General features: G+C 69.8%; 9 protein-coding genes. 6 read left to right on the top strand and 3 right to left on the bottom strand.

All coding sequences use genetic code 11. The annotated features are described in order from the left end of the window. The first annotated feature begins 8 nt into the window (after positions 1-8). The 6 genes from ABZ386_RS08260 to ABZ386_RS08235 all read left to right on the top strand — a co-directional run bounded on the left by ABZ386_RS08260 (position 9) and on the right by ABZ386_RS08235 (position 8679). Entirely contained in the window at positions 9-1535 is a 1527-nt protein-coding gene (locus tag ABZ386_RS08260; protein WP_358964270.1) for an alpha-N-arabinofuranosidase, read from the top strand. 1136 nt (positions 1536-2671) lie between these two features. After that, on the top strand, positions 2672-3184 hold the full coding sequence (locus ABZ386_RS08255) for a hypothetical protein (protein WP_356620022.1): 513 nt from the start codon (positions 2672-2674) through the stop codon (positions 3182-3184). Beyond that, positions 3181-5565, top strand: coding sequence for a carbohydrate binding domain-containing protein (locus tag ABZ386_RS08250; RefSeq protein WP_358964267.1), 2385 nt, complete (start codon positions 3181-3183; stop codon positions 5563-5565). Before ABZ386_RS08255 ends, ABZ386_RS08250 begins: the two co-directional genes overlap by 4 nt. Positions 5566-5753: 188 nt before the next feature. Further along, positions 5754-6344, top strand: coding sequence for a hemerythrin domain-containing protein (locus tag ABZ386_RS08245; protein ID WP_351336265.1), 591 nt, complete (start codon positions 5754-5756; stop codon positions 6342-6344). 157 nt (positions 6345-6501) lie between these two features. Continuing rightward, complete coding sequence (locus tag ABZ386_RS08240) at positions 6502-7509, top strand: aldo/keto reductase (protein ID WP_355718314.1); 1008 nt, start codon at positions 6502-6504, stop codon at positions 7507-7509. A 51-nt stretch (positions 7510-7560) separates the two neighbouring features. Beyond that, a complete protein-coding gene (locus ABZ386_RS08235; protein WP_358964263.1) occupies positions 7561-8679 on the top strand; it encodes a hypothetical protein in 1119 nt (372 codons plus the stop codon). Between the two features lie 4 nt (positions 8680-8683). Here ABZ386_RS08235 and ABZ386_RS08230 read toward each other — a convergent pair whose 3' ends face one another. The 3 genes from ABZ386_RS08230 to ABZ386_RS08220 form a co-directional block, all read right to left on the bottom strand. Beyond that, entirely contained in the window at positions 8684-12133 is a 3450-nt protein-coding gene (locus ABZ386_RS08230) for an NB-ARC domain-containing protein (protein ID WP_358964260.1), read from the bottom strand. Positions 12134-12249: 116 nt separating this feature from the next. Continuing rightward, on the bottom strand, positions 12250-12690 hold the full coding sequence (locus ABZ386_RS08225; protein WP_355718307.1) for a hypothetical protein: 441 nt from the start codon (positions 12688-12690) through the stop codon (positions 12250-12252). 175 nt (positions 12691-12865) lie between these two features. After that, positions 12866-13819, bottom strand: a complete 954-nt coding sequence (locus ABZ386_RS08220) for a hypothetical protein (protein WP_351337185.1) — start codon at positions 13817-13819, stop codon at positions 12866-12868. Positions 13820-13885 lie beyond the last annotated feature (66 nt).

Below are 13885 nucleotides of genomic sequence, written 5' to 3'. Positions count from 1 at the left end.
AGGCAGTCATGTCCCACCCCGGCACCACCCCCGCGAGATTCACCCTCGACCCGGCCTTCGCCGTCGGCACCGTCGACCCTCGTCTGTACGGCTCGTTCGTCGAGCACATGGGCCGCTGCGTCTACACCGGCATCTACGAGCCCGGCCACCCCGCCGCCGACGCGGACGGGCTGCGCCAGGACGTCCTGGAGCTGGTCCGGGAGCTGGGCGTGACCACGGTCCGCTACCCCGGCGGCAACTTCGTCTCCGGCTACCGCTGGGAGGACAGCGTGGGCCCGCGCGAGGAGCGCCCGGCCCGGCTGGACCTGGCCTGGAAGTCCATCGAGACCAACGAGTTCGGCCTCAGCGAGTTCATGGGCTTCTGCGCGAAGACCGGCATGGAGCCGATGATGGCCGTCAACCTCGGCACCCGCGGCGTCGAGGACGCCGTACGGCTGCTGGAGTACTGCAACCACCCCGGCGGCACCGAGCTGTCCGACCGGCGCATCGCCCACGGCGACAAGGAGCCGTTCGGCATCCGGATGTGGTGCCTGGGCAACGAGATGGACGGCCCCTGGCAGACCGGGCACAAGACCCCGGAGGAGTACGGCCGCCTCGCCGCCGAGACCGCCCGCGCCATGCGGCAGGTCGACCCCGGCCTGGAGCTGGTCGCCTGCGGCAGTTCCAGCTCATCCATGCCGACCTTCGCCGCCTGGGAGTCGACCGTCCTGCAGGCCGCGTACGACCTCGTCGACTACGTCTCCCTGCACGCCTACTACGAGGAGACCGACGGCGACCGCGACTCCTTCCTGGCCTCCGCCGTGGACATGGAGCACTTCATCGAGTCGGTCGTCGCCACCTGCGACCACGTCCGCGCCCGCCTCAAGGCGGCCAAGCGCATCGACCTCTCCTTCGACGAGTGGAACGTCTGGTACCAGAAGCGGCCCAACCCGCACCACGTGGAGGACTGGCAGCAGGCACCGCGCCTGCTGGAGGACGTCTACACCGTCACCGACGCCGTGGTCTTCGGCTCGCTGCTCATCGCCTTGCTGCGGCACGCCGACCGGGTCACCGCCGCCTCCCTCGCGCAGCTCGTCAACGTCATCGCGCCGATCATGACCGAGCCGGGGGGCGCGGCCTGGCGGCAGACCACCTTCTACCCGTTCGCCCAGGCTTCGGCGTACGGACGGGGCCGGGTCCTCCGGGTGGAGGTGGACAGCCCGACGTATCCCACGGCCAGGTTCGGGGAGGTGCCGTTGCTCCACGCCACCGCCGTAATGGACGACGAGACCGGCGACATCACCGTCTTCGCCGTCAACCGTGGGCAGACGGACGCCCTGCCGCTGCGGATCGACCTGCGCGGTGCCGGCGACCACACCCTGGTGGAGCACCTGGTCCTGGCCGACAGCGACCCGGAGGCCGCGAACACCGCGGACCGGCCCGACCGCGTCACCCCGCACACCGCCGCCGGAACCACCCTCACCGACGGTGTCCTCCACGCCGAACTCGAACCGCTGTCCTGGAACACGATCCGCCTGACACCCCGGCGGAACTGACGACGCCGATCTCCGACCGCCCACGACCCCCTGGGAAGCACCGATGACAGCCATGGCCCGCCCCCTGTTCCGGGACCCCGTTCACGACGGCGCGGCCGACCCCACCGTCATCTGGAACCGGAACGCCCGCGAGTGGTGGATGTTCTACACGAACCGCCGCGCCGACGCCCCGCCGGTCGACGACGTGAGCTGGGTGCACGGGACCGACATCGGGATCGCCTCGTCCGTGGACGGCGGAGCCACCTGGCTGTACCGGGGAACGGCCCAGGGGCTGGACATCGAGCCCGGCCGGCACACCTACTGGGCCCCCGAGATCGTCGACGACGGAACCGAGTACCACATGTTCGTCAGTGTCGTCCGCGGTGTTCCGTCGCGGTGGGAGGGCCACCCACGCCTGATCCGCCACTACACGAGCCACGACCTCTTCTCCTGGACCTACCGCTCCACCCTGTCGTTGTCGTCCGACACAGTGATCGACGCCTGCGTCCTGCGGCTCCCCACGGGCGGCTACCGCATGTGGTACAAGGACGAGGCCGACCATCAGCACACCTACGCCGCGGACAGCGACGACCTGACACGATGGACCGTCCGGGGACCTGCCGTCGAGTGCTCGGAACACGAAGGCCCCAACGTCTTCGAACTCGGCGGCAGTTACTGGATGCTCGTCGACGAAATGGCACGGCCTGCGGGTTCTCCGCTCCGGGGACCTGGAGACCTGGGAACCGCACGGGCTCATCCTCGATCGTCCGGGCCGGGGCACGGACGACGCGGCCCACGGCCTCCACGCCGATGTCGTCACCAGCGAACTCGGCGCCTTCGTCTTCTACTTCACGCACCCCGGGCGCTCCGGCGAGAACGCGGGGCGGCACAGCGGTTACGACGACCGCCGAAGCTCGATCCAGGTCGCCCGGCTGCGGGTGAGCGGAGACACCCTCGTGTGCGACCGCGACGAAGCCCTCGAAGCCCCCGTCCTCCCTCCGGGAGGGCCGACCCGGTGATGTCAGAGAAGTAGCCGCAGATCTCCCCGGCCCGCGCCGGAGTCACGTCACCCACCATCCCGTTGTGGACAGAGCGGAGCAAAGATGCTTCCACCGAGCCATACCCATGTCCGCGGGAGACGGGCTCATCTCCTCACGATGATCCCGTTCGCCGCCGCGCTGCTCCTCGTCACCGCGTGCCGTGCCGACGTGCCGGCCGGCTCCGACGCGGCCCTCCTCGACGGGGGCCGGACTCCCGTCTCGGGCCCGGCCGTCCTCTCCGCCCTGCCCATCGACGACCAGGGCGACGTCGACGCGGCGGCGGCGCGCAGCCAGATCCCGTCGCTCAAGAGCGTGGCCCTGCAGTATCCCGGTGTCCGGGTCCTCATCACCGACTCCGACGGCCGTACGACCGACGCCGCACTGCGGAACTTCGCGGCGAACTGGGCCCTCCCGCCCGGACTGCTGGTCACTGCGGACTCGCCCTCCGCCGGCCCACAGCTGCCCAGGGACGGACAGCTCCACACCCTCCTGATCGGCGCCGACGGACACGTGGCCGCCGACTGGCCGAACCAGGCCGCTCCCACGCAGGCCATCGTCGCCGCGCTCCGCAAGGCCACGGCGAGCCCCTCCACCCATCCCGACAGTGCTGTACGGGGAGAGACACCATGAGACATGCCACAGAGATCAGACGGTTCCTCGCGGGCGTGGTCGCCACCCTGCTGCTCGCCTGCGCCGCCGTGGCGCTGACACCGGCCGTACCGGCACACGCCGCGGGCTCGTCCTACTACGTGGACTGCTCGGCGGCCGCCAACGGCACCGGCACCTCCGACTCGCCGTGGAACTCGCTGGCGGGCCCGAACGCCAAGACCTTCGCGCCAGGCGACCAGCTGCTGCTGAAGAGAGGGACGACCTGCTCGGGCACCTTGCACCCGCTGGGTTCGGGCAGCGCGGCAGGCGGGTCGATCTCCATCGACGCCTACGGCACGGGCGCCCTGCCGGTCATCGCCGCGGGCGGCGCCACAGATGCCATCTACCTCTACAACCAGGAGTACTGGGAGATCTCCAACCTGGAGGTGACGAACACCGGCGCGGTCAAGGGCGCGAACGCGCGGCGCGGTGTCTACGTGGTCCTGGAGAACTACGGCACGGGTAACCACTACAAGATCAGCAACCTCGATATCCACGACGTGAACGGCAACAACTCGAAGGAGGTCGACGGCAGCGCCGGCATTCTCTTCGCCGTTCTCGGGACGACGACACCGAGTGCCTTCAACGACGTCGTCATCGACGGCAACACCGTCGCCGACATCGCCCGCAGCGGTATCAACATGTCGAGCACCTGGCTGTGCCGGCCGTCCATCGGCTGCAACAACCCGGCCTGGACCCCCTGGACCGGCGTCGTCGTCAGGAACAACACCGTCCACGACACCGACGGCGACGGCATCGTCGTGCAGATGTCCAAGGACGCCCTCATCGAGCACAACGTCGTCTACAACGCGGCGAAGGCGAGCAACGCGGCGAACGCCGGCATCTGGGCCTGGGACTCCGACGGGACCGTCATCCAGTACAACGAGGCGTACGGGACCAAGAAGAACTCCGGGAACCCCGACGGCCAGGGCTTCGACGTCGACTACGGCCAGGACGGCACCGTCGTCCAGTACAACTACAGCCACGACAACGAGGGCGGGTTCCTCCTCTTCTGCGGCTGCGGCGGAGGCTCACGCCTCAGCAGCAACGCGGTGGTCCGCTACAACGTCAGCGAGAACGACCGTCTTCGTGTCGTCAACATGCTGGGCTCCCAGGACTCCACGTTCTACAACAACACGATCTACATTCCGTCGGGATCCACCGCGAACGTCTTCGAGGTCTCGGGCGCCTGGAACGACCTCACCCTCGCCAACAACCTCGTCTACAACCTGGGCAGCGGCGACTACGTCTACACGTCCGGCCAGCCGGCCTCGAACTTCTCCTGGCGCAACAACCTCTTCTACGGCAACCACCCGGCCGGCGAGCCGACCGGCAACGGGAACATCACCGCGGATCCGCTGCTGGCCTCGCCCGGCAGCGGCGGCACGGGCATCGGCTCCGTCGACGGCTACCAGCTGACCGCAGGGTCTCCGGCCATCGGCGCGGGCGTCGTCATCCCCGACAACGGCGGCAAGGACTACTGGGGCTCCCCCGTCCCGGCGGTCTGCGCACCCGACATCGGCGCCGACCAGTACAGCACGCCGTCCGACGCGACCTGCCTCGCGAACGAGAACCTCGGCTTCGAGAAGGGGTCGCTCACGGCGTGGAGCGCGTGGAACTCCGCATCCGTGGTGAACTCGGGCGCCCACAGCGGAACCTACGCGGCCCGGGTCGGACCGTCGCCCGCCTCCGTCGAACAGTACGTCCCCGTCGGGCCCCGGACGACGTACCGCGTCTCGGGCTGGGTGAAGTCCGCTGTCGCGGGCGAGGTCATGAACGTCGGCGTCAAGAACACCGGCGGCCTAGAGACGGTGGCGAGCGCGAGCGGCACCGCGTGGACCTATGTGTCCGCCGACTTCACCACCGGGGCGGCGAACAGCACCGTGCGCCTGTACTGCTACAAGAGCTCCGGCAGCGGGAACGGCTACTGCGACGATCTCGCCGTCTCCCCCGTCAAGAACCACGTCATCAACGGCAACTTCGAGTCCGGCCACACCGTGCCCTGGCGCAACGGCGACTTCTCCCTCACGAGCACGTCGTCCAACGGCAACGCCGCCGGACTGACGAACGCGTCCCTGAGCGGCGCCACCCTGTGGCAACTGGTCTACACCCTCAAGCCGAACACCACCTACCGGCTGAGCGGCGCGATCAGGAGCCAGACCGCCGGCACGACGACGGCACTGGAGGCCAAGCTCTACAACGGATCCGCCGTCACGAGTGCCTCGACCACGTCGAGCACCTACTCCAAGCAGTCGACGACCTTCACGACCGGGACGGGCGTGACCACGGCGCGCGTCTACTGCCACCTCGTCTCCGGCAGTGGTGACGGCTACTGCGACGAAGTCACCCTGACGGAGCAGTGACGACACCCACCCGTGATGAGCGTGGACGTTCCGCACGGACCAGGACGGTCCGTGCGGAACGCCCACGCCCTTTCCCGTTCGGCCCTGTGCGGTAGCGACCGCCCGTCACCGGCGAGAGCCTGGACGGGCCCAGTCCGCCGGTACTCCGGGCCCGGCGCCCGGTCCGGAACCGCACGCAGGAGGACCTCTTGACCGACGCCATGCCGCACATGGACGACGCGGGCGAGAACGACGACGTCGTGACGCTGCTGACGCAGCAGCACCACCGCATCCGCAACCTCTTCGCCGAGGTGGAGAACGCCACTGCGGGCGACCGGGCCGAGGCATTCCGCGGACTCGTCCGCCTGCTGGCCGTCCACGAAACGGCCGAGGAGGAAGTGGTCCACCCCGCGGCCCGCCGCTTCCTGGAGGACGGCGAGCAGGTGGTCGACGACCGGCTGGAGGAAGAGCGGGCCGCGAAGGAGAAACTGAGCCGGCTCGACGACATGGACCCCGACGACCCCGGGTTCATGCCCGCCTTTCGGGAGCTGCGCGCCGAGGTGCTGCAGCACGCGGCCTCCGAGGAGCAGTACGAGTTCCCCCGGCTGCGCGAGAAGGCCGGAGCGCGGCAGCTCTCGATGATGGCCACCGCGGTCCGCGCTGCCGAGGCCATGGCGCCCACCCACCCGCATCCGGGAGTGGAGACCGGGGCGCAGAACATCGCCGTCGGCCCCATGGCCGCCGTGATCGACCGGACCCGCGACGCCGTCCGCAAGGCGATGGGCGGCAAGGACGGCTGATCAGCAGTCCGCCCCATGCCCAGCCCGACGAAGAACAGGGCGGCAGCGCTCAACGAAACGGAGACCATGAGCGCGGGTGATCACATGGGATCAAATACTCATCGCTCCAAAACCCTTACCTCGACAGCCAGTTGCACCTCAAGTAGGATGCGCCACCGTGAACCCAGACAAAGCGCGATCGCAGGCGGTCCAGGAGCAGCCCGACAGCATGCGGTTGGGTCGCGAAGGCCCTGAGATCACGCGCCTGGGACTGGGCACCTGGGCCATCGGCGGACCGTACGAGTACGGGTGGGGGCCGGTCGACGACGCCGTTTCGGTACGGACCGTCCTCCATGCGGTCGACAGAGGCCTCAATTGGCTCGACACCGCTCCCGCCTACGGGTGCGGCCACTCCGAAGAGGTCGTGGGCAGCGCTTTACGACAACTCGGACCGGGCGAGCGGCCGTTGGTCTTCACCAAGTGCGGGCGCGTCTGGGACACCCGGGATCCGGGAAAGGTCGTGTCCGACCTGCGGCCGAGCAGCATCCGCCAGGAGTGCGAGGCCAGCCTGAAACGCCTTGGTGTGGAGCGGATCGACCTCTACCAGGTCCACCGGCCGGACACCCGGACCGGAACTCCCATCGAGGACTCCTGGGCCACCCTCGGAGAACTCGTCGACGAGGGCAAGGTCCGCTGGATCGGGCTGTCGAATGTGGACCGTGAACTGCTCGACCGCTGCGAGGCTGTCCGGCACGTCGACTCGCTGCAGCCCTCACTGAGCCTTCTCGACCGCAGGTCGCTTCCGCTCCTCGACTGGTGTCTGGACCACGGCACGGGCGTCATCGCTTATTCCCCTCTGGCGTCCGGGCTGTTGACCGGAGCCTTCGACCGTGAACGCGTCGAGAACCTCGCGCCCGACGACTGGCGCAGGAGGTCCGCCAAATTCGCCGAGCCCGCACTGACCCGGAAACTGGCCGTCGTCGACGCCCTGCGGACGATCGCCGCCTCACTCGGCCACACCGTTTCCGAGCTCGCACTGGCCTGGGTGCTCAGCCGGCCCGGAGTGAGCGGGGCGATCGTCGGCGCACGCCTTCCTCGGCAGGTCGACGGTTGGGTGGGAGCGGCAGGACTCACCCTCACCGACGACACTCTGCGGACCATCGAAGCCGCCGCCGTCGCTCAGTAGACAAGCCCACTGCGTTCACCTCACCGCCCCCTCGGAAGAGGAGCACGACCGGTGTCCGAACCGGACGGAATAGTCGAGCACGACCGGGCACAGCAATTCCTCGTCCCCCATCTCCGGAGGACCGAATCGCTCTTGCGCAGGGCCTTGCGCACACTGGATCCCCGGGCGGACTGCCGGCTCAGCCCCGCCGCCGACCTGGGCATCCCCTACGACGTCCTGCGACTGGCCGGGGGATTCGCCACCGGCTGTCTCGTCGAATGGGAATGCCGCGTTCCAGTGGTTCCCGTGGACACCACGATGAACATCGACACGTCGTCGGTCTTCTGGCTCGACGGAGACCCGGCGGAGGCCTTCACCGAGGAGGCGGTGAGCGCACTGCGCGGGCGCATCGCCGATGACAGCAGTTACGAGTGGAACTTCGACCGGGGCAACCATTTCATCCTGACCTGCCGCCGAGTGAGCGACGGCAGATACGCGCTGCTGCTGCACAGCAACGAGAAGGAGTTCAAGGACCAGTTCAACGGATTGTGCCCCACGCCGGGAAACTGGTTCGCGGACTCGGTGCACGTCTTCGAGGGGGAACGGCGCATCCGACTCCTGATCGGGCACAAGGCGGAACTCTTCGCGGACCTCGCACAGATGCTGCTGCGGTTCAACATCCTGCGGCACCGCTTCATGGCGACCATGCTGCTGAACGGGCGCATCGCCATCGTCGGCGAATATCACAAGCACCATTACTTCATGCCGACGCCCGCCTCCGCGGCGATCGGCTGCTACCTGTGCGAGCCCGACGAGGAGGTGCCCGTGTTCAGCGCGGTGGGACGGCCGATCGCCATGTTCCGGCCCGCCGTTGGCGGTCTCAACGCCGTACGCCTCCTGGCCGGGGAGGATCGCCTCGTCGTCCCGCACGGATGGGGAATGACCGCGTCGCGCTCCCTGCACATCACGCAGTCCGAAGACCGACTGACCCTGAACGGGCGCGCCTATCCCCTGGCGCCCGGGGTCTCGCTCCTGGACCACCCCGACATCACCCCGCGGCTGTTCGCCGGGGGGACACGGGAGTTCCTGGCGGCCATCCGTGAGCACACCCCCGGTCGGCTGGTGACCGAGCTGGTACAGACGGCGTCGTACTCACGGCACGGCTTCATTCGGCACGAGCCGGAGTCGTGAGACCTCACTCGTCCTCGTAGGCGAAGAGGTACAACCCACCGTTGCCCGCGGCGGCGATCACGGACCCGGCGCCCGTGTCCGACCAGGCACATCGGTGCAGCGGATAGGCGACCCGGATTCCGGTGAGGGGCGTGCCCGTGGCCACGTCCCACACACCCAGATAGCCCTCGTCGCCGCACGTCGCGATCTGCCGCCCCGAGGGGGAGAACGCGCAACCGGTGATCCGGTCCCCGCCTATCGGGACGGAGGTGGCCACGCTCCGGTCCGCGGTCGACCACAGGGCGAGCGCCGCCGCGGGCGATCCGACCGAGGCGAGGAGTGAACCGTCGGGTGAGAAGCGGCAGCTCCACAGCGATGTCTCCCGCCCCGTGGAGAGTGTCGACTCCAGGCGTCCGGTGCGGCTGTCCCACAGCCGCAATCTGCCGTCGTCCCCGACGGAGGCCAGGTGGGCTCCGTCGGGTGAGAAGGCGCAGCCGAGCGCGTGGCCCTCGTGGTTCGCCAGTTCGTTGACGACGTCCCCGGTGCGCAGGTCATGGACCCGCACGACGCCGTCCTCGCCCGCGGATGCCATCCAGGCGCCGTCCGGAGAGACCGCGCATCCCCAGACGCGTCCCGAATGGCGCTTGAACCGGCGCCGGACGGCGCCCGTGCTCGCGTCCCACAGCACCGGCTCGCCGTCACCACCCACGGTGACGACGTCCCCGTCGGGCGACATCGCGCAGTCCAGCACTCGGCCGTCGTGTCCCTCGGCCTCGAACTCCAGCCGCCCGGTCCCGACGTCGAAGAGCCGGACGACGCCGTCGCTCAGCCCGGCCACCACACGCAGCCCGTCCGGGGAGAACGCGCAACACCCCACGGCCCGGCGCGTCGCGCGTACGGTCCGGGGCGGTACATCGGCAGTCAAGTCCCAGGTCCGCAGAGTCGCGTCCCCGCCGCAACTGACGAGCGTCCGGCCGTCCGCCGTGAACACCGAGGCGCCCACCCAGTCGGTGTGTCCGCGCAGGCGGCGGACCTGCCGTCCGTTCGCCGTGTCCCACAGCCGGATCGTCCGGTCCTCCGAGGAACTGGCCAGCAAGGTGCCGTCAGGTGAGAAAGCGCAGGAGCGGACGCGGTCGGTGTGCCCCCGCAGGACCTGCGTCACCTGCCCCGTGTCGGTCCGCAGCACACGGACCGTCGCGTCGCTGCCCGCCGTGGCCATCAGGGCGCCGGACGGGGCGAAGGTGCAGCAGCGGATCCTTCCCTCGTGCACGGCCGTGCTCCAGCGCACCACGCCCCGAGCGGTGTCCCACATCCGCAGGACCCCGTCCTCTCCCACCGAGACGAGGCCGTGTCCGTCGGGGGCGAAGGCGCAATCCCACTCGTTTCCGCTGGGGCTGCGCATCTCACGCTGCTTCTCGCCGGTGTCGGCGTCCCAGAGGGTCACCGTTCCGTCGCCGGTGACCGAGGCCACCCGCCTGCCGTCCGGCGACCACGCGCATCCCAGCACCCGGGCGGAATGCTCCCCCAGAACGTGCAGGGCACGGCCCTCGTCGACGTGCCATACCCGGACGGTTCCGTCCGTGGCCGCCGACAGCAGCCGAGATCCGTCGGGACTGAACACGCAGGCGCGGACTCGCTGACTGTGCCCCCGAAGGACACGGCGGATCCCGAGGGTGGCCAAGTCCCAGAGGATCACCAGCCGGTCGTCGGACGCGGTGGCGATCACGTCACCGCGAGGTGAGACGGCACAGTCGCCGATGGGGCCGGTGTGGCCGTCGTCGGCGGCCGTGTCGGTGTCGGGCAGCGGCCAGTACGAGCGCAGCAGTGGTCGCGGCATCCCGTCGAGGTAGCGTCCGACGACGGCTTCCAGGTCCCCGGTTCCGGCCAGTCGGCTGGCGAGAGTCACCCCGACGGCCGACGGCGCGACCTCGGGAACGAAGATTTCGACGTCACGGTCGAGTACGGTCCTGAGCGAGCCGGCCCGGGCGGTGCGGATTCCGGACAGCGTGGAGACGGCGGGGACCACCGAGCCCAGATGCCGGATCTGGGTCTCGATCCACCGGGGATTACAGGCGAGTTCGGCGAGTTCCCCGTCCAACCGGGCCGCCTGGAGGTGGTACGGAAGATACTGCAGCGCAAACTTCTCTCCCTGCGGCAGCAGCCACCACTGAGCATCCGCACCGGCGGGCAACAGAGCACGCAGCGCGGTCACCAGCGACTGGTTCCGGGTCACCAGGTCGGCTGGAGACATCTGGTGGCGTACGTACGACCGCAGAACGTCGTGCACGGCGAGCGCCGGTCCGCCGTCGCACCACCGTTCGGACACCAGACGCAGGGACGACAGGAGAGCGGCCATTCTGCGGCTCTCGGTGCGTTCCAGTCCCCCGGTCACGCTCCACAGCAGGGCCACGACGTGTTCGGGGACTTCGGCGTCCTCGTCGAAGACGGCCAGGTCGAAGTAGCGCTCGCGCTCCTCGGCGGAGAGCAGGTCGAGGCTGGCGCTGACCGTCGCCGCCACCGTGCGGCGCATGTGGGGCGGCATCGTCGCGTCGAGTGCCTCCGGCCCGTGCGATGCGACCAGGCGGGCGACCCAGGCGGCCACCTCGGCCGGTGGTCCACCGGCCTGGATGTGGGCCCGCAACGACGCGTTGATCAAACCGAGCAGGACGGGCCAGCCCTTGGCGAAGCGGAGGAGGCTCTCCAGCACCGACGCGTCGACCGCGGGCAGGCCGGCCGACGCGGTCACGCGTGCTTCGTCCTCCGTCATCTGGCCCACCTCGACGATGTGGGCGACGGTCGGCGCGAGACCCCGGTTGCGTGCGGTGAAGATCCGGGCGGAACCGGCGCCTCCGACGAGGAAGGCGTTGACCTGCTCCTCGTTCCAGACGTCGTCGACCACCACGAGGGCGGGACCGCCTTCGTCGAGGATCTCTCCGAGCAGCGCACCCACGAGGAGGGGGTCGGTCGTGGTGGGACGGTGCCCGGACAGGTGCTCGCAGATGTCCGCGATGTGGTCGGCCAGGTCGGGACCGGTCCGTGACTGGCCGATGACCGTCCACACCACTCCGCCCGGGAAGCGCTCGGCCACTTCCGGAAGCCGACAGGTCTGCAGCGCGACCGTGGTCTTGCCGATCCCGCCGTAGCCCTCCAGGAACAGCACCGGTGCCCGGCCCTCGTGCTCACTGCCCAGCAGCACCCGTTTCACTGCCGCACTGATTTCCGCCCGGTGCGCGGTCTCGCCCAGCGGCGGCGGCGCGAGTTGCCGGCGACAAGGCGTCTCCTGGCCGGCAGCCCCGCCGACCACCACCTGCTCGATGAAGGTGGTACTGCTGCCGGGGCCGATGGCATTGCCCGTCATGTCGCCGCCGGCTCCCAGCGCTCCCCGGTCCGCCCGTACGACGGAGCGTCCGGCCCGCCCGTCGGGTCCGGCCACGGGCACGGGCGTGTGGCCGACGGCGCTCGCGGTCCCTGACACGGCCGCGAGCGGCGGAGAAGCTGACGGATCCTCGTCCTCACCCGGTCCCGTCGTGGATCTCTCCGGCGACGACTTGGGACGCGACGCCCGAGAGCCCCACAGCCAGGGCCACAGCCTCATCGCTCACTGTCCTCGCCGATGGCGTTGTCGACGATGTCCCCACCCGCTCCGATGGCACCTGTTCCGCGCGCACCGACGTCCCGCACGCCCCGGGCAGGACGGCCGCCTGCGGAAGGCCCCGCCGGCCCGCTCACCTTGGCCCGGGCTCCCACGGCGTTGCCCCGCACGTCCCCGCCTGCGGCGATGCTGCCCCTGCCCCGGGCCAGGACCCGGAGGGTTCTGCCGCCGCCGGGGGCCGATCCGGTGTTTCCAGGGGTCCGCAGAAGAGTGATCCCGGACAGGCCGAGCCCGATCACCGCCACAACGGCCGCGATGACACTTGCCGTGCTGTCACCGGTGGGCAGATCCAGTACGGCCGTCACCACGAGCCAGACCACCACGGCCAGACAGACGGCCCCGACCAGCCACGCGACGATCCGGCGTGCTCCTGTGGACACGTTCAGGCCCTCCCGCCTCGTGCCGCGAGCTCCGCGCGACCTCATGGGAGGCAGCGGCGCCCGAGCGGCCCATTGTGATACAAAGTCGCGCGCATGAACAGCAGTTGGAGTATTACGGAAGAAACCACAGGCAACGGGAACCACAAGGTCCGAACGACCGCCCGCACCCGCGCGCTCAGGCGTGCAGGCGTCGCATCAGCAGATCCACCGCCTGTGAGGCGTCCCGGTAGCCATACGTCAGGGACAGAAAGCGGTCGGCGGTCGGCGGCGCCGGATCGCTCGCCGGTGAGGGCTCCGTGCCCAGCCACCGGACTCGGGGCGGCAGCACCTCACGCCGCAGTTCCCGGAGGCCGGCGGCCCGGTCGAGTTCCTCACAGCGAACCGGCACGGACGGTGTGCCGACCCGCGCCAGGACGACCGTTCTCAGCGGTAGCGGATCCTCGACGACACGGTCGGCGTCGCCTGCGAAGTACGCGGCGAGCGTGGTGCTCCGTTTGGGATGCCCCGGAGCGTCGATCACCCTGATGGGGTCCGTCCAGCCTCGGACGTGGGTGCCGCCCGTATCGGTACAGGCGTAGAGCTTGTCGTTTGCCACCATGCGGGCGCCGTTCGCGACCGCGGCGAGGACCGTCGAGGTCTTGCCCGCACCCGCGCGGCCGGCCACGGCGACGGCCTCGCCCCCGACAGCGAACGCGGACGCGTGGACCGTCACCACCCCCACTGCCTCGAATGCTGTGGTCACCAGCTGTTTGATGACCCGTAAGGCGTCGCGCATGCCCGCTTCGAACTCGGAATTCACCACACAGACACGGTGACCGGTCACCAGGAAGTGGCTGCCCGTGTGCGGGTTGAGGACGAGTCGGTCCACACCGGGGGCTCCCGTGTACTCGACGCCTTCGTTGTAATCGGGAACGCGACCGTCGGGCGACGAGTAGAGGGTGACCCTCCGGCGTGAGGCGCCGGCCACCAACCCGGGCTCGATGCGGCCGAGCACGAGTCGCACCTGCGGCAGAGCGTCGTGGGCGGGTACCGGCCGTGCCTGCGGCCACAAGTACCGGATGGCCGCGTCCACGAAGGTGTTTGGACCGTCGAGGACCACCTCGCACCAGTCGTAGAGGCGAAGTCCCACCCTTCGGCCGTCCCGCGCACCCGTCCCCGACCCCTCAAAGCGATGGGTAGCCTCCATACGGACATT

The organism is Streptomyces sp. NPDC006140 (assembly GCF_040628815.1).
Lineage (GTDB): Bacteria > Actinomycetota > Actinomycetes > Streptomycetales > Streptomycetaceae > Streptomyces.
Note: the sequence above shows the minus strand (reverse complement) of the source record. Positions and strands in the feature narration are given on the sequence as shown.